This is a genomic window from Streptomyces jumonjinensis, from assembly GCF_009600885.1.
In the GTDB taxonomy this organism is placed as follows: domain Bacteria; phylum Actinomycetota; class Actinomycetes; order Streptomycetales; family Streptomycetaceae; genus Streptomyces; species Streptomyces jumonjinensis.
Window position 1 is genome coordinate 39,447 of the sequence record NZ_VCLA01000160.1, and the last position, 15,211, is coordinate 54,657.

Sequence of the window (15,211 nt, forward strand, 5' to 3'; positions counted from 1 at the left end):
AGGTCGTGGCACCGTGCGAGAAGCCGGGATCCGGCATATCGATCACTCTCCCTCTTCTTTGATGGGGTGGTGCGGAACGTCCTGATCCGCGGCCGGGGCCGGGGGCCAGGAGAGTGCGACCCGGCTGTGCTTCTTGTCGATGACCCGGCCGTCGGCCAGCTCGGGGATCTGGTCATCGGGGGTGCCCGCCGGGTAGACGGTGATGCGCGGGCCCGGTCCGCGGCGGTGGTCGCGGTCCCAGGCGCGAAGGTGTTCGGCGACCTCGTCGGCGAACCCGGTTGCTTCGGGACCGAGGGCGTGGGCCCCGTACTCGAAGAGTGTGTCGTCGGCGGTGAGGCGTGGGGTGATGTACGCGAAGTTCCGGCCGTCCTCGGACACGGCGGCCAGTGAGAACCGCTTGTTGTACGGGGCGACGAGGCCGGTGTCGAGATTCGGGTCCACGGCCATGGTGCAGAAGCCCGGCAGCACAGTGGCCAGGTACAGCTGGAGCGAGTCCACGGGAACTCCGCGTCTGACAGTCACCCCGGTCCAGGTCTCGACCCGAGGCGTGCGCACCGCGTTGTCCAGCAGACTCGGGTCGCCGGGTAGCCCGTCGTCGAACCGCAGGGTGATCTCATCGGTGCCGGTGAGCAGCAGCACCTGGGACTCGCGGGCCCCCGTGCCCTGCATGGGAACGAAACCGCAGATCCGCGCCGAGGTGCTGACCAGATGATCGCTGATCCGCTGGAGCGCGACCGAGCGCATCAGCCCGCGCATCCGGAGGGGAACGACGATCCGGCCCTGCTGGGTGAGCTGGGTGATCCAGGCGGGCGGAATGTCCCAGGCACCGACCGTGACGATGATCCGGTCGTACGGGGCGTGAGCCGGAACGCCGCCGTGGGCGTCAGCCGGGACCACCCTGACCTGCGGGTAGCCGTTCCCCTTCAGGAGGCGGCCGGCGCGGTCGGTGACCTCTGGGTCGATGTCCACCGTCGTGACCTCGCCGGCCTCGCCGACCAGCTCCGCGAGGTAGGCGGCGTTCAGACCGCCCGAACCGATCTCCAGGACCCGCATCCCGGGCCGGATCTCGGCCTGTTCCAGCATGAACGCCTGGATCTGGGGGGCGGATACCGAACTCACAGCCGATCCGTCGCCGTCCCGTTTGGTGATCACCGCGTTGTAGGCGCTGTATGCCTCCTCCAGAGACGCCTCGGGTGCGAACAGGTGTCTGGGGACGGTGCGGATGACGTGCGCGACCGCGTCCGAGACGATCGCGCCGTCCGCGATGAGCTCATCGACGACCTGCTCACGCAGTTGCGCGGCACGGGCCTCTTCGGTCTTTTCGGGCATGAATGGATGGATTCCTTCCGGGCGCTATTCTGAGAGCGGGAGGTTCGGGAGGCAGAGGAAGCGCCGCAGTGTAGTCATCCCGCTGCCTCTCCGCCGGGCGGTGAGAGTGATTCGGCCTTCAGCTCTGCCCAGACCCTTTTGCCTTGCGACTCGGCGTCGGCCCCCCTGGTCAACCCACTGGCCGGGAACGGCACGGTGCGGGACCTGTACGAGGCCATGGGGGTACGAAGCGATCAGCACACAGCAGCCCTCGCCCGACGGGCCGGTTCTCAATGCCATGCCGCGTGCCATACGACGATTGCCAGTACGTTCGCCCGAAGATGCCTCTCTGCCTCGGTAGCGGGGAAGCCGAACGCCCCTCGGTCACCGGCGATGTCGCACCACGCGGCCAGGCTGTTGAGCCGCCGTAGAGATGTGACTCAACAGTCGTACGGGCCGACGACCGACGTGCTCCCTGCGAGTACTTCCCGTCGCAAGTACCTCGCAGATGAAGCCGTCAACATCGACGTGATATGGGTGCCCAGAAAATCAGTCACCCGCTTCATCCCCGTCGATACGATCTCCCCGCCCGTCCTGGCCATCCTGGATGAGCAGACGTGACACAGCAGAACGCTGACGACCGGCCTGCGGTCGCCGCAGCCATCGTCGTGCACGACAACCGGGTGCTGATGGTGCGGCGTCGGGTCAGTGAGGGCCAACTCTCCTGGCAGTTCCCCGCCGGAAAGGTCGAGCCCGGTGAATCGCGCGAGAACGCCGCTGTACGGGAGACCCACGAGGAGACCGGGTTGAAGGTGAACGCCCTCGAACTGCTCGGCGAGCGCATCCATCCGGTGACCGGCCGACTGATGTCCTACACGGCCTGTGAGGTGGTCAGCGGCACGGCGCACGTCGCCGATGCTGAAGAGCTGGACGAAATCGCCTGGGTCGCCCATGCCGACATCCCCCAGTACGTCCCGTACGGACTGTTCGAGCCGGTGCAGCAGCACCTGGACGCCACACTGGGCTGACCCTCCAGGGGCCTACCATCGGGAAGGAGGGCACGCACCGGAGTCAACCGCTGAGGTGAACGTGAGCAACCTTTGGGCCGATCTGACCAACGGCGAGCGGATCAAGCACCTACGGGGCTCCGATCTGACACAGCAAGGACTGGCAGAGGCGTCGGGCCTGTCGTATGCCACAGTCCAGAAGGCCGAACAGGACCGTGGCGAGCTGTCCATCGGTTCACTGCTCAAGCTCGCTTCGGCGCTGAACACAGATGTCGCCGTCGTCCTCGGACAGCAAGCGCCGCGCCGGGGCATGAGGCAAGGCGACCGCGCCGCACTTCGGCAGCTGTCCGACGCCGTGCACGAGAGCGCCCTCGGCGAGTGGGAGGGCATCGACGACCCGGGCACGGCCGAGGAGCTGGGCCGCGCGCGCGACCTCGCGTGGGATGCGTACTGGGCGAGTGACACGGCGGGCGTGAGCGCCCTCGCGGCGAAGATTCTCATGGAAGGGCAAGTCAGGTACGTCAGCGCCACGGGTGCCGAGCGGGAGCGCCTCGGGTTGATCCTGGCGAGTACGTACCGCGTGGCCGCATCCTGTGCGAACGGCTTCGGGCAACGGGACCTCGCTCTCAGTTCGCTCACCTCCGCGAAGCAACTCGCCACACAAGCGGGTGACCCGGTGATGGCGGCCCTCCTTGACTCGACTCTGTCGTGGGTCTACCTCCGTGGTGCCGAACTCCCGCGCGCCGTCGCGGTCGCCGAGCGTGCGGCGCTTGCGATCGAACCGAGTTTCAGCACGGCGACCCGCCCCCAGCTGCTCGCCTACGGGCGCTTGATGATCTCTGCGGCGGTCGCCGCGTCGCGCCGGGAGAACGAGAGCGCGGCCGACGACTACATCTCTCAGGCCCACGCGGCTGCGGCAAGGCTCGGCAGTGACGAGAAGTTGTACGGCACCAGCTTCGGCCCGACCGCGGCGAAGACGGAGGCCGTCGGCATCCATGTCGCGCTGAAGAACTACGGGCGGGCACTCAAACTCGCCGACCACCCTGACATGCGGAAGCTCCCCAAGAGCATGTCGAAGGTGGCGAGGAACCGCTACCGGCTCGATGTGTCCCTCGCGCAGTGCGCGGCCGGCTTGCACGACGCGGCGGAACGCACACTGATCGAGGTGGCTCTCGACGCCCCTGAGTGGGTCAAGCACCAGGCTCTCCCCAGCGTCATCGGAAAGCGCCTGGCAAAGGTGTCGACGGCACGGGTCCGGAGCCTCAGCGAGCTGATCGGGGTCCCCTTGATCGCGTAGCACCTACGGAACGCAGGAGTCGGCCACCAGTCACCTCGGCCGCGCTTACGCCCCGTCGCCCCGCCCGTCTTCCAGGGGGGTGCAGACGGGCGGGACCCGACTGTCTACAGCGGCTTACGCTTGGTACATGGCTGAGCATCTGGGTGACCGGCTGGGGCGTCTGCGTCGACTCGCCGACCTGACGCAGGACGGTTTGGCGGAGCGGTCCGGGGTGTCCGTAGATGTGATCCGCAAGCTGGAGCAGAAGCGCAAGCACAGTGCCCGACTGCCTACGCTGCACCATCTCGCACGAGGCTTGGGCGTTGAGCTGACCGCCTTGCTCGGTGATCCGCCCGGCGTCCCGTCGAATGGCGAGGCCGATCCGCCGCAGCTGGTCGCTGTGCGGCGCGCCATCATGCCACCACTGTTTGCCCCGCCTCCCGAGCCGCAGGGTGTCGAGCGGCTGTCCCTCTCTCTCGTGCGCGGGGAGATCGCCAAGGGGTGGACCCTCTATCACGACGCCGACTTCGCAAGCCTCATGGAGGTGTTGCCGGGCATCATCGCGGATGCTCGATTGCTCGCCGCAATCGGCAACGATGCTCAACGATCGGGTGGTCAGGCAGTGTTGGGCAAGGCGCTGCAACTCGGCGGCCACCTGGCCATCCGGCTGGGTAAGACAGATCTGGCTCTATCGGCCCTGGAACACGCCATGCGCGCCGCTGAACAGTCGTCCGATCCGTTGCTGGCCCCGATGATCAGTAATTCTGTCGCATGGAACTACCAGCGCCAGAACCGTTTGTACGACGCTAGCCGATTGGCGGTTCATGCCGCCGATGGAGTCGAAAGGGACCACGGCGTAACGGCTGCTGGTGTGCGCGTATGGGGCGGGCTGCTCATGTCCGCAGCAACGAGTGCGGCTCGCAGCGGTGATTACGACACTGCCAACGACATGATGGTCACCGCCGAGAAGGCGACCGGGCTCCTCCGGAAGCTGCCGCCCCCTCATGACAGCAAGATGCTTTCGGTCTTCAATCGCTCCTCAGTTCGAATCGAACGAGTCCGGCTGGCCGTCCAACATGGGCGACCGGAAGAGGCGTTGGGCCTTGCAAAAGGAATGCGGCTCAGCAAGGACACTCCGCCGTCCTGGCGCACCTGGCTACTCCTGGACGTGGCCCGCGCCCACACGGACACAGCAAACGCTGAAGGGGCCGTAAAAGCTCTTGAGTCACTGCGTCGGATCGCGCCTGGATGGATGCGTCACCATACGCTCGCCGTATCGGTTGTGAACGATCTCTGGGCGGGTGCGAATCACCCTCCCGGGCTACGCAAGCTTGCTGAGTTTCTGGGAGTCGGAGCTCAATAGCGCGCAAAAACTAGGACGCTCCATCCCTGTGCATGCAGTGCCGCTGACGAGACGGTTTACGGGTTACAACGTCAGCAGAGGGTAGGACGGCCATGGCGAGCGCAGGCGCGACGGGACGTTCCGGCATCCGTCGTTTGTTGTGGTCCCTGATGCCGGAGGATCGCGAACACCGAGATCTCCTGGCCGAGTTACGGCGGCTGGAGCGTGATCCTGAGTTCGCCGCTGATCAGCGCGCCGAGCCAGCCGAGGGGTGGCGGCGGGTCCAGTTCGACAAGGGACCGGCCGTGACCGGCGACCCCCGGCAGGAGCACACCTACTTCGCGGCCGTCTCGGGCGAAGGGCCTGTGTACGGAACGGGTGAGATCGCCGGGACCATACTCGGCACGTTCTCCACGCCCTACCTCGGGCGGGCCCTGCGGTGGACGCGCACGCAAGCCGTGCGCATCGCCGATCGGCTCGACCCCCCACCCGGTGTTCCATGGCGGCGCGCCCTGTGCCCGGTGCCGCCCGCGCTCACCGCCGAACACGGCGACGCACCCACCGCGCTCCGGAACTGGGCCGGTGACGACGCGATCCGCCAAACCGCCTACCGCCGGCTACGCGACGGACAGCCGGTTATCTCCACCTTCGAGGACCACACCGGCCGGTACACGCTCATCGTCTGGCCCGTGCCCGTGCCCGTACGCCCGGCGAACCCCCTGCCCGCCGCGCCCCTCATCCGCGGAGAGCGATCCCGGTGAACCCGTCCAGGGGTGAGGCGCTCCGTACTCCCGAGGGTCTGCCGCCGTCCCACTGACCCCCCGCCCCTGTCGCCTGGCCACTTCGGCGACCGGGGGCGGGCACCACCCCCCGTCCGGCTGTCCGCGTGAGGGTCGACAGCCGGACGGGTCCCACACAGAACACGAGGAGACAGCCCGTGCCCCGCCGCACCAGAGCCGACCTGAAAGCCGCCCGGGAACGCGTCCTCGCCGACAAGGACACGGTGATCAAGCGCTACACCGAGGGCGAGTCATTGGCGTCCGTCGCCTGGGCGTGCGGCGTGCGGGACACATGGCTCAGGAGTCGGCTCATCGAATGGCGCGTACCGCTCCGCACACACGCCCAGGCGATGACCGCATGGTGGCGACGCCGCGCCGCCGACACCGAATCGACCTTCCGCCGAACGCAAGGACACCCACAGACTCCGCCCCTGCCGGACGCCTGATCAGGCTTCCCCGAGCTCGAAGGATTCCCGCAGGGACGGGCCAAACCCCGTCCGGCTGTCCGCGTGACGGTCGACAGCCGGACGGGTCCGGAAGGAACCCAACGAAGAGGAGAGTGGAGAATGAACGCAGTTCTTGTCCGTCCCGCCCCCGAGAAGGCGGCGGAGCGAGCACGCGAGATCCTGGCGACCATTGAGGCCGACCCGGAGTACGACCGTCTGCGGACAGCATGCGCGAAGTACAACGACGACTGGGCCAGCTTCCAGGGGTACGCCCTGGTGGACGGCTACGACATCGCCAAGGATGTCGAACCCCTGTTCCCGGAAGCCATCCGGGCCATGGCGATCAAGGCGGCCGTCTACGACATGACGGACAACGAATACGCCGCCGAGGTCCCCGTGGCCGTTCCTGTGGACGAGATGATCCACGCCCTGGCCGCCCAGTTCACGGTCCTGTCGCGCATTCAGGACCGGACCGGCATCCGGTTCGTCCACGCCACCGACCGTGAAGCGATCGGCCAGTTGGACCACGGCGACTACACGCATCAGGTCTACCGCGCCGCGTGGGGACCGCTGAATGAGCGGTACTGGTTCGGCAAGGAAGAGACCGAGAAGCGGCGGGCGGTCGTCAGCGCGAAGTACGAGCCCATGGGGATCTTCGACGGGGGCAGGCGATTCGCCCCCGGATTCGCCACGGCCGGCTAGCTGAGTGCGCGGCGTAGCGTCGTGATGGGGTCCAGGTCCGGGAACGCTTGCCGGATCTCGACCTGTGCTTGCCCAATCAGATCGTTGAGCAGCACAGGCGCTACGCCGTACAGCAAGTCATGCAGGTACGGGACCACGTCGGATGCGTCGGCGGGCAGGCACACGGCGACCTTCAGCGGTGAACCCTCGCTCTTGTACCGCGCGGCCGGAAGTCCAACCTTCGCGGGGTGGACACATACCGGTGTTCCGTCCGCTGTGTACCGGTGGCCATCGGCGGGATTGAACGGGCATTCCCTGGTCGGACGCTCGAACACGTCGAACTCGCCGAGCGGAAAGCGACGCGAGGGGCAGATGCCACAAGCACGATGGTGCACATCACCGGTGACGAAAGCGTCAGCCATGGCGGGAGCCTAGCGCCCATCTCCCGGAGCACCCATCCGAGTACGGCTCGGATGACGACCGCAGATGCCGCCGCCAGTCGCACCTTCGAAAGCTGGGAGCGCTCCGGATACCGCTCGCTCTCCATGCGGCGAGTGCTCTCGTCCGCGATCTGCTGCCACTTCGGGCGCATGGGGCCGGACTCGGCAACCTGACGGCACCCGCCACCCCATGGGGTGAACTTCCCTCTCATGGCGTGCGCAGAGGTGCACTGGATCTCTACCGTCGAACACGACAACGCCCCGACAGACCGCGCCAACGGTCCATCGGGGCTCGCCGAGACAGCTTTCGAGGAGCTGAACCGGCACCGCCGAAACAGCTACGTTGGAGCTGAACGACGCATGCTCGACTCTATCCTCCGTGCCCTCGTATGGGTGCTGAACACGATTCCGTGGACCCGCCGCGCCCAGCCCGGACGGCATACTGCCCAGTACCTCGCGGCACGCCCGGCACCCGTCCGCGTCAGCGCCTGGTCCCGTCCCTGGGCCGGACCGTCCGCCGAAGAGGCTCGGGCGATCTTCCAGGCCGAGGAGGCGCTGAAGCTCCCTCCCGTGAAGCGGGAGCGGTATTTCGCTGTCGCCTTCGCCGAACGCGGGTACGACTATCCCTATGTCGCCCCTGGAGTACACCAGATCCGCACAAAGGTGCCCGCCTGAACCAGCCGGTGATGGGGCCGCTGTTCCACAGGTGTTCGGCAGTGGCTCATTTCATCGCCCATGCGGAGTACGGGACTTGGGACCGGACGGGCGGGTCACGGCGGCGGACAAGGCCGCTTCCAGCGCTTCCTCCGGTGGGGAGGTTCCATGGAGGCATCGGGACGGATCTGCCCCAGCAGTCACGGGTACGGCGCGATGTCTTGTCGGGGGCTCGCTCTTGGCTGATTGTGTACGCAGGCGGTCCCGGGCCCCTCTGGCGGCCCAGCGATCGGCTGCCGGAGCGCGCACGATGGGGGAACGGGTATGGAAGCAGTGGGTCCGCGAGATGTCGTACGGGATGTTCTGCCCGAGGGGCTCGGCGACGCGATCCGGGCGACCGCCCGGGAGATCGCCGGGTGCTGGACGGGGTCGACGACACGAGCGTTCCGGTGCCGGGGTCGCGGTGGGCGGTAGGCGAGTCGGCGGCCCATCTGGCGTACGCCAACGAGCTGATGGCCGATCTCGCCGTGGGGCGGGAGCGCGGTCACGGGGACGGCACACCGCAGAGCCTGGCCGGGGCCAATGAACGGGCGCTCGCCGCGTTCCCCGAGCGGGCGGCGGGGCCGCTGGCCGCGATGATCGTGGCGCAGGCGGACAGATTCCTCGCGGCGGTGGCGGAGTCCAGGGCAGGGGCGGAGTCCGGGGCAGCGGCGGAGTCCGGGACGGCGGCGGACGGGCTCAGGGGCGGGGATCACCCGGCGGAGGACGCGGTGCTCGCGGACGACGCGGTGCGTACTCCCCTCGGTCCGATGAGCCGGGCTGTACTGGGCTCCTATCTGCTCACCCATATGCTCGGCCACGGCTACGATCTCGCCCGCGCCCTGGGCCGCCCCCATATGGTCGACCGGACCCGGGCCGGGCTCTGCGTGCCCTTCCTGCTCACCGTGATGCCGCTGGTCGCCGACCGTGCGGCGGCCGGCACGCTGACGGCCGGCTACGCCGTCCGGCTCTGGGGCGGCGACTCCTTCGGCGTCGTCTTCAGCGACGGCGTGGCGGTCACGGCCCGCCGCCCGCCGGACCGGCCGGACTGCACCCTCCTCATCGAACCGGTGACCTTTCTGCTCATGGCCCTCGGCCGGATTCCGACGTGGGGCGCGCTCGCGCGGGGGCGGGTGCTCGCCTGGGGCCGCAAGCCCTGGCTCGGCGCCCGCTTCCCGACGCTCTTCACCGCGCCCTGACCCGAGCTCGCCGTACCCGCCGGGCCTCGACACGGATCGCCGCCAGACTCTGACCACAGAGCACCCGCCGGGGGACGGTCACCGTGGGACACGGCGACCGCCTCCCCCCAGGCGGTGGATCAGTGCGCGAAGGCCCTGCCGAACCAGGCCACCCCGGTCAGGCCCACCGTGCGGGCCGTCATCGAGACGGCGGACTTGGCGGTGACGCCGGCGGCCGAGTCGCCCAGCACGGTCAGACCGCCGTACTCGTTCTCCCTCATCGCGCCGACGGCGAGCTCGGCGCGGCCGTTGCCGTTCACATCGAGCAGGCGCGGCGTGCCGAAGTTGTCGTCCTTCTCCGCGGCGCCGGGGGCGCCGGCGGTGTTCTGGCTGAAGGAGCGGGCGCCGTCCGTGGTGAGGCCGTTCGAGCCGCCGCGCAGCACGGTGACCGTGCCCGCGTCCGCCGCGCCCGAGACATCCTCGCCCTGGGCGGACACGGCGACGTCCGGGTAACCGTCGCCGTCGGTGTCGCCCACGCTGAGCTCGTACCCGAAGGTGTCCCACTCCTCGGCCGTGCCGGGCACCCCCGGCGAGTCCTGGTGGAGGACCAGCGGCTTCTGGTCGAGCGAGGGGCCGAACGGTCCGCCGCGCCAGACGCTGATCCGGCCGCCGAGGCTGCCGGGCGAGCCGTGCTCCGGCTCCAGCGGGGCGCCGAGCACCAGGTCGCCGTAGCCGTCCTTGTCGAAATCGGCGACCGCGCCCACCAGGCCGTCGGCCTTGGGGAGTTCGGTGCGGATCTGCTTGCCATAGGACCAGCGGTCCACGAAGACGATGCCGTTGGCGTCGCCGTCCGTGCTGCCGTTGAGGATGATGCGCTCCGGGACGCCGTCGCCGCTGAGATCACCGGAGATGACGTTGCGCACGGTGCCCATCTGGGGGTCGACCTCGTAGTCGGCGGGGGCTCCCTTGCGGGTGAAGGGGCCCTTGTAGTGGGTGGCCCCGTCGCGGGCGGCGACCGAGACGTCCACGTCGCCGTCGCCGTCATGGTCCGCGGCCGTGAGGTTCTGGCCGAAGCCCGCCCACTCGCCGAAGTTCGGGGCGGGCAGGGTGGCGCCGGAGGCGGTCAGACCGCTCCTGCCGCCCCAGATCACGACGACGCTGCCCCGGCCCTCACGGGTGCCGACGCTTTCCCGGTCGCTGGCGACCAGCAGATCCGTATAGCCGTCGCGGTCCAGATCGGCGGAGGTCATCGCCGCGCCGAACGCGTCGTACTCCTCGGCGGTGCCCGGCACGCCCGGCGAGTCCTGGGTGAGGACCTTGCGCTTGTCGGCCTTCACGCCCGTCTTGGAGCCGTACAGGACGACGACCGCGCCTGCTCCGTACTTGCCCTTCACATCGGCGTAGGACGCGCCGACCACGAGGTCGCGGTAGCCGTCGCCGTTGAAGTCGTCCTGGACGGCCTTCTCGGGGGCGGCGGCGTACGCCGGGGAGGCCGCGAGGGTCAGCGGCGCCAGGCCGGCGGCGGCCATGACGACGGCGGCGGCGAGCGCCACCGTGCCCACGGGACGCCTGGGGGTGGTGGTGGGGTTCAACTCCGGTCCTTCACTGAATGGTGGGGAGAAAGATGTGCGGGAGGGGCGCGGGGCAGGCTGGGGCGGCCCGGCCCCGGGTCAGCGGGTGAAGAGCGCGCCGAAGCGCGCCGCCCCGGAGAGCCCCGCCGCCGGAGCGGAGACGGTGAGCGCCCCCGAGGTCGTCAGCCCCTTCGAGGTCCCGCGCAGCCAGGTCAGCGCGCCCGCCGAGGAGTTCTCGCCCTCGGCGCCGATCGCCAGATCCCCGTATCCGTCCTTCGTCACATCCGCGAGCAGCACTGCCGATCCGAAGCGGTCGCCCCGCTCGGAGCCGCCGGGCACGCCCTGGGTGGACTGGGTGTACGCGGTCGCGCCCGTGGTGTCGAGACCGGCGGCGGTGCCGCGTACGACGGTGATCTGGCCCGCGTCGGACGCGGCGCCCAGGTCCTCGCCGGGCGTGCCGATGACCAGTTCGCGGTGTCCGTCCTTGGTGATGTCACCGGCCCAGACGGCCGCGCCGAAGCGGTCCCCGGCCTCGGCCGTCCCGGGGACGCCCGCCGACGACTGGTCGATGACGGTCGCCGGCGAGACGCCGCCGACCACGCCGTGGACGATGCTGACCGTGCCGCCGCCGGGCGCGTCAGGGTCGCCGATGGCCGCGTCCATCCGGCCGTCGCGGTTGAAGTCGGCCACCGCGACGGAGGATCCGCTGGGCAGCGGGTGCCCGTGGTCCAGCCCGCCGTTGGCAGAGGTGCCGCGGAACAGCAGGGTGCCGGAGCCCCGGCCGGTGACGATCAGATGGCTTCTGCCGCCGTCCTCCACCGCCGTCAGCGCGTCGATGCCGTACCCGTCGTAGCAGTCGGCCGAGATGCCCCCCATGGGCTGCGGAATGCTGCGGTCCCCGTCCCCGCGAACGGTGTGGACCCAGCAGTCGTCGCCGCCGAGGGCGAGGTCGGCGGCCCCGTCGCCGGTGAAGTCGGCCACCGCGAAGGAGCGGCCGTGGGCGTCGCGGTAGCGGTCCGGCTCGGGGATGGACACGCCCTTGCCGGGGCCGCTCTTCGCACCCCAGAGCACGACGAGCGAACCGGCGCCCGTGTCGGAACCGACCGACTCGCCCGGCGACCCGGCGAAGAGGTCCTGATGGCCGTCCCCGTCGTAGTCCGCCACCGCGACGGCCGCGCCGAAGCGGTCGCCCGCCTCGGCGGTGCCCGGGACGCCCGGGGAGTTCTGCGTCAGGATGACGCGCTTGCCGGGCCCGGACGCGGAGCCGTACTGCACCACGACGGCGCCGGCCTTCTTCGCACCGGCCACGGTCGCGTCCGGGGCGGCGGTGACGAGATCGCGGTAGCCGTCCTTGTTCAGGTCGTACGCCGTGTCGGCGCGGGCCGCCGCGGGCGCGGCGGCCACCGCGAGCAGCCCCCCGGTCAGGGCGGCGGCCGTGAGGGCGGCGAGCGCGACGGAGGTACGGGTGCGCTTGACGGCCTTGGGGTGTGCGGGCATCTCGGCTCTTCCGGGCTGGAGTCCACGGGGGCGTCCCGGGGACGGATACGACTCTGCGTTTGACGATCATGAGACCGCCGGGGACGCCCCGGGGTTGTACCGCGAAGGAAGGTTTCTTCAGAATCTCCCCGCCACCCGCGAAACCACCTCTACAGAACGCGTTCATGACACGCGGACAAATCCCGGGGCCCGCCGCGCCCACCCCTTTACGATCGACCGGGCCCGGCTCAGCACACCGCCGGGACGAGAACCACAGGGGGAAGAAATCGATGCACGCGCGACCGGCCGGAATCTCCTTTCAGCTGCTCGGACCCGTGATCGCCTGGTCCGGCGACGAGCCGCGCGAGCTCGGCACACCCCAGCAGCGCGCGGTGCTCGCCATGCTCCTGCTGCACCAGGGCCGACCCGTCCCGGCGCTGACGATCGCCGAGGGCGTCTGGGCCGATGAGGCGCCCCCGCGGGCCTATGGCGCCGTACGCACCTATGTGTCCCGGCTGCGCACCGCCCTCGAACCGGGCCGCCGCCCGGGGGCGCCGGGCAGCGCGCTCGTATCCGAGCACGGCGGCTACGCCCTCCGGCTGCCGGACGCCGCCGTCGACTCCCTGCTCTTCGACCAGGAGACGGCGAACACCCATGACCAGGACGATCCCCGGACCGCCTACGAGCGGCTCACCCGCGCGGTCGGGCGCTGGCAGGGCACCGCACTGGCGGGGGTGCCCGGACCGTACGCACAGCGCCAGCGTGACCGGCTGGCGGAAGCGAAGATCACCGCGCAGGAGACGCTGCACGAGCACGCGCTCGCCCTCGGACTGCACACCCGCTCCCTGCCGGAGCTCTGCGCGCTGACCGCCGAGTTCCCGCTGCGGGAGCGGCTGCACGAGCTGCTGATGCTGGCCCTCTACCGGTCCGGTCGGCAGGCCGACGCGCTGAGCCGGTACGCGCGGGCCCGGCGGCTGCTGGACCGGGAGCTCGGCGTCCCGCCCACCCAGCGGCTGACCGCCCTGTACCAGCGCATCCTGACCGCCGATCCGGCCCTCGGCCTCGGCCCGGCTTCCGGTCCGGCTTCCGATTTTGCCGGCGCTCCCGGCCCCCGCGCCGAGGCCGGCGCCGTACGCCCGGCGCCCCGGCCCGCTCCCGGGCGCACCGGCGGCCCCCGGCATCTTCCCCCCGGGCCCGTGGACTTCACCGGGCGGGCGGCGGCCGTCGCCGGGATCCACGCCTTCCTCACCGGGACCGCCGGGAACACGGACAGCCCCGGCCCCCGGGCAGCGGTCCTGACCGGCACGGGCGGCGTCGGCAAGACGACCGTCGCCTTCCATGTCGCCCACGCGCTCGCCCCGCGCTTCCCGGACGGGCTCCTCCACGCCGATCTGGGCGCGGGCAGCACCCCCGCCGACCCGGCGAGCGTCCTCGCGGACTTCCTCACCGCGCTCGGCGTCCCCCCGGACGACATCCCGCTCGACCTCGATCAGCGCGCCGCGCTCTACCGGACCGTACTCGCCGACCGCCGGATGCTGCTGGTGCTCGACAACGCCCTCGACACCGAGCAGTTGAGGCCGCTGCTGCCCGGCACCGCGGGCGCGGCCGTCCTCATCACCACACGGGCCCGGCAGCTGACGATCCCCGGCGCGCACCGGGTCGAACTGGATGTGCCGCCCGAGCCGGAGGCGCTCACCCTGCTCACCGCCATCATCGGCGCGGCGCGCGTCGACGCGGAGCCGGAGGCGGCCCGCTCCCTGGTCGCCAGCTGCGGCAGACTCCCGCTCGCGGTGCGGATCATCGGCTCCCGGCTGGCCGCCCACCCCCGGCGGGAGCTGGCCTGGCTCGCCGGGCGGCTGCGCCGCCGGAGCGCGCTCCTCGACGAGCTGCGCACCGACGGACTCGCCGTGGAACCGGCCTTCCGGCTGGGCTACGAGGCGCTGGCCCCGGAGCCCGCCCGCGCCTTCCGCGTACTGTCCCTGCTGGACGCGCCGGATCTGCCGCTGCCGGTCGCGGCGGCGCTGCTCGGCCTGGACGAGTACGCGGCGGAACACCTCGCCGAGACGCTGGTGGACGCCGGAATGATCGAGTCGCACGGGCCGGGGCGGTACCGCTTCCACGATCTGCTGCGGCTGTACGCGCGCGGCCGGGCCGAGGAGGCCGACAGCGCGGCGGAGCGGCACGCGGCGCTGACCCGCGTACAGGATCTGCTGCTGGCGAGCGTGGCGCGGGCGGCCGACGCCGTCATCACCGGGGAGCTGCCCGCGGGCTGGCTCATGGTGGGCGACCACCCCGGGCTGTCCTTCTCGGGGGTGGCGGAGGCCCGGGAGTGGTTCGGCGCCGAGCACACCCTGCTGACCTCGGTGGCCGAGCAGTCGCTGAACGCCGCCGGCTCGCCGCGCAAGGCGCTGGATCTGCTGGCGGTGATCGCGGTGGGCGGATTCTTCCAGGGGCGGGCGCACTACAGCGAGGTGAGCCGGCTCACCTCGCTGTGCGTCGCGCGGGGACGCTCGCACGGGGACGCGGAGTGTGTGGCGCGCGCTCTGCACACCCGGGCCTGGCTCTCCTTCACGGTGCGGCGGTTCGGGGACGCGGAGGCCGATCTGCGGGCGGCGCTCGACTACGCCGAGGAGTGCGGGGACGCGCTGCGGCACCATCTGTCGGGCGTGCTGCTCGCGCTGGTGCTGTGGGCCACCGGCCGGGCCGATGAGGCGGTACGGGCGGTCCGCCGGGCGGAGGCGTACGCGGGCGATCCGGCGGACCCGGACAGCCCGGCGTCGGTGGCGCGGTTCGTGGCCAGGCTGCATGTGGCGCTGGGCTCGGAACTGCCCGATCTGGCCGTGCTGACCCCGGTGATGCGGTCGGTCGACGCGACCGGGGGGTCGCTGGCCACGGCGGTCGGGCTCCAGCGGCTGGGGCAGCGGCTGGACCGCCCGGCCCCGGCCCCGGGGCGGGAGGGCTGACGCCGGACGGGGCCGCTCAGGGGGGCGGGGCGACGCCGGGCCGGACGCCGC

At 70.8% G+C, this 15,211-nt stretch carries 13 protein-coding genes and 1 pseudogene; 10 read left to right on the top strand and 4 right to left on the bottom strand.

From position 1 onward, the window contains the following. Positions 1–42: 42 nt before the first annotated feature. On the bottom strand, positions 43–1,329 hold the full coding sequence (gene fxlM / locus FF041_RS22865; protein WP_153524543.1) for a methyltransferase, FxLD system: 1,287 nt from the start codon (positions 1,327–1,329) through the stop codon (positions 43–45). A 596-nt stretch (positions 1,330–1,925) separates the two neighbouring features. Between fxlM and FF041_RS22875 the strand changes: the two genes are divergently transcribed. The 6 genes from FF041_RS22875 to FF041_RS22900 all read left to right on the top strand — a co-directional run bounded on the left by FF041_RS22875 (position 1,926) and on the right by FF041_RS22900 (position 6,860). Then, positions 1,926–2,336 carry an NUDIX hydrolase gene (locus tag FF041_RS22875; RefSeq protein WP_323392433.1) on the top strand — a complete coding sequence of 137 codons (411 nt, stop codon included), beginning with the start codon at positions 1,926–1,928 and terminating at the stop codon, positions 2,334–2,336. A gap of 61 nt (positions 2,337–2,397) precedes the next feature. Further along, complete coding sequence (locus tag FF041_RS22880; RefSeq protein WP_323392434.1) at positions 2,398–3,612, top strand: helix-turn-helix domain-containing protein; 1,215 nt, start codon at positions 2,398–2,400, stop codon at positions 3,610–3,612. Between the two features lie 127 nt (positions 3,613–3,739). Beyond that, positions 3,740–4,954 (top strand): helix-turn-helix domain-containing protein, encoded by a 1,215-nt coding sequence (locus tag FF041_RS22885; RefSeq protein ID WP_153524545.1) that lies wholly within the window; start codon positions 3,740–3,742, stop codon positions 4,952–4,954. Between the two features lie 149 nt (positions 4,955–5,103). Then, positions 5,104–5,694: a hypothetical protein gene (locus FF041_RS22890; protein WP_194292131.1), complete on the top strand. Its 591-nt coding sequence runs from the start codon at positions 5,104–5,106 to the stop codon at positions 5,692–5,694. 176 nt (positions 5,695–5,870) lie between these two features. Further along, positions 5,871–6,158 carry a hypothetical protein gene (locus FF041_RS22895; RefSeq protein ID WP_153524547.1) on the top strand — a complete coding sequence of 96 codons (288 nt, stop codon included), beginning with the start codon at positions 5,871–5,873 and terminating at the stop codon, positions 6,156–6,158. A gap of 120 nt (positions 6,159–6,278) precedes the next feature. Further along, complete coding sequence (locus tag FF041_RS22900) at positions 6,279–6,860, top strand: hypothetical protein (RefSeq protein WP_153524548.1); 582 nt, start codon at positions 6,279–6,281, stop codon at positions 6,858–6,860. Here FF041_RS22900 and FF041_RS22905 read toward each other — a convergent pair. Continuing rightward, positions 6,857–7,261 (bottom strand): hypothetical protein, encoded by a 405-nt coding sequence (locus FF041_RS22905; protein WP_153524549.1) that lies wholly within the window; start codon positions 7,259–7,261, stop codon positions 6,857–6,859. The two genes, FF041_RS22900 and FF041_RS22905, sit on opposite strands and share 4 nt — an antisense overlap. A 51-nt stretch (positions 7,262–7,312) precedes the next feature. Here FF041_RS22905 and FF041_RS22910 point away from each other — a divergent pair, with 51 nt between their 5' ends. From FF041_RS22910 to FF041_RS22920, 3 genes and pseudogenes are all read left to right on the top strand, one after another. Continuing rightward, positions 7,313–7,453, top strand: a complete 141-nt coding sequence (locus FF041_RS22910; protein ID WP_153524550.1) for a hypothetical protein — start codon at positions 7,313–7,315, stop codon at positions 7,451–7,453. A 186-nt stretch (positions 7,454–7,639) separates the two neighbouring features. After that, positions 7,640–7,954 carry a hypothetical protein gene (locus tag FF041_RS22915; protein ID WP_153524551.1) on the top strand — a complete coding sequence of 105 codons (315 nt, stop codon included), beginning with the start codon at positions 7,640–7,642 and terminating at the stop codon, positions 7,952–7,954. Between the two features lie 303 nt (positions 7,955–8,257). Further along, positions 8,258–9,171: pseudogene (locus FF041_RS22920) on the top strand (maleylpyruvate isomerase family mycothiol-dependent enzyme). A gap of 119 nt (positions 9,172–9,290) precedes the next feature. Here FF041_RS22920 and FF041_RS22925 read toward each other — a convergent pair. Further along, complete coding sequence (locus tag FF041_RS22925; protein WP_228388537.1) at positions 9,291–10,742, bottom strand: FG-GAP-like repeat-containing protein; 1,452 nt, start codon at positions 10,740–10,742, stop codon at positions 9,291–9,293. Between the two features lie 78 nt (positions 10,743–10,820). Beyond that, positions 10,821–12,218, bottom strand: a complete 1,398-nt coding sequence (locus tag FF041_RS22930) for an FG-GAP repeat domain-containing protein (RefSeq protein WP_153524552.1) — start codon at positions 12,216–12,218, stop codon at positions 10,821–10,823. Between the two features lie 269 nt (positions 12,219–12,487). Between FF041_RS22930 and FF041_RS22935 the strand changes: the two genes are divergently transcribed. After that, positions 12,488–15,160 (top strand): AfsR/SARP family transcriptional regulator, encoded by a 2,673-nt coding sequence (locus FF041_RS22935; protein WP_228388538.1) that lies wholly within the window; start codon positions 12,488–12,490, stop codon positions 15,158–15,160. The last annotated feature ends 51 nt before the right edge of the window (positions 15,161–15,211 follow it).

Bases quoted from the DNA above. Each gene is read 5' to 3' on its own strand.
- FF041_RS22930 (WP_153524552.1), bottom strand. From the start codon at position 12,218: ATGCCCGCACACCCCAAGGCCGTCAAGCGCACCCGTACCTCCGTCGCG.
- FF041_RS22915 (WP_153524551.1), top strand. From the start codon at position 7,640: ATGCTCGACTCTATCCTCCGTGCCCTCGTATGGGTGCTGAACACGATT.
- fxlM (WP_153524543.1), bottom strand. From the start codon at position 1,329: ATGCCCGAAAAGACCGAAGAGGCCCGTGCCGCGCAACTGCGTGAGCAG.
- FF041_RS22890 (WP_194292131.1), top strand. From the start codon at position 5,104: ATGCCGGAGGATCGCGAACACCGAGATCTCCTGGCCGAGTTACGGCGG.
- FF041_RS22935 (WP_228388538.1), top strand. From the start codon at position 12,488: ATGCACGCGCGACCGGCCGGAATCTCCTTTCAGCTGCTCGGACCCGTG.
- FF041_RS22905 (WP_153524549.1), bottom strand. From the start codon at position 7,261: ATGGCTGACGCTTTCGTCACCGGTGATGTGCACCATCGTGCTTGTGGC.
- FF041_RS22885 (WP_153524545.1), top strand. From the start codon at position 3,740: ATGGCTGAGCATCTGGGTGACCGGCTGGGGCGTCTGCGTCGACTCGCC.
- FF041_RS22900 (WP_153524548.1), top strand. From the start codon at position 6,279: ATGAACGCAGTTCTTGTCCGTCCCGCCCCCGAGAAGGCGGCGGAGCGA.
- FF041_RS22910 (WP_153524550.1), top strand. From the start codon at position 7,313: ATGACGACCGCAGATGCCGCCGCCAGTCGCACCTTCGAAAGCTGGGAG.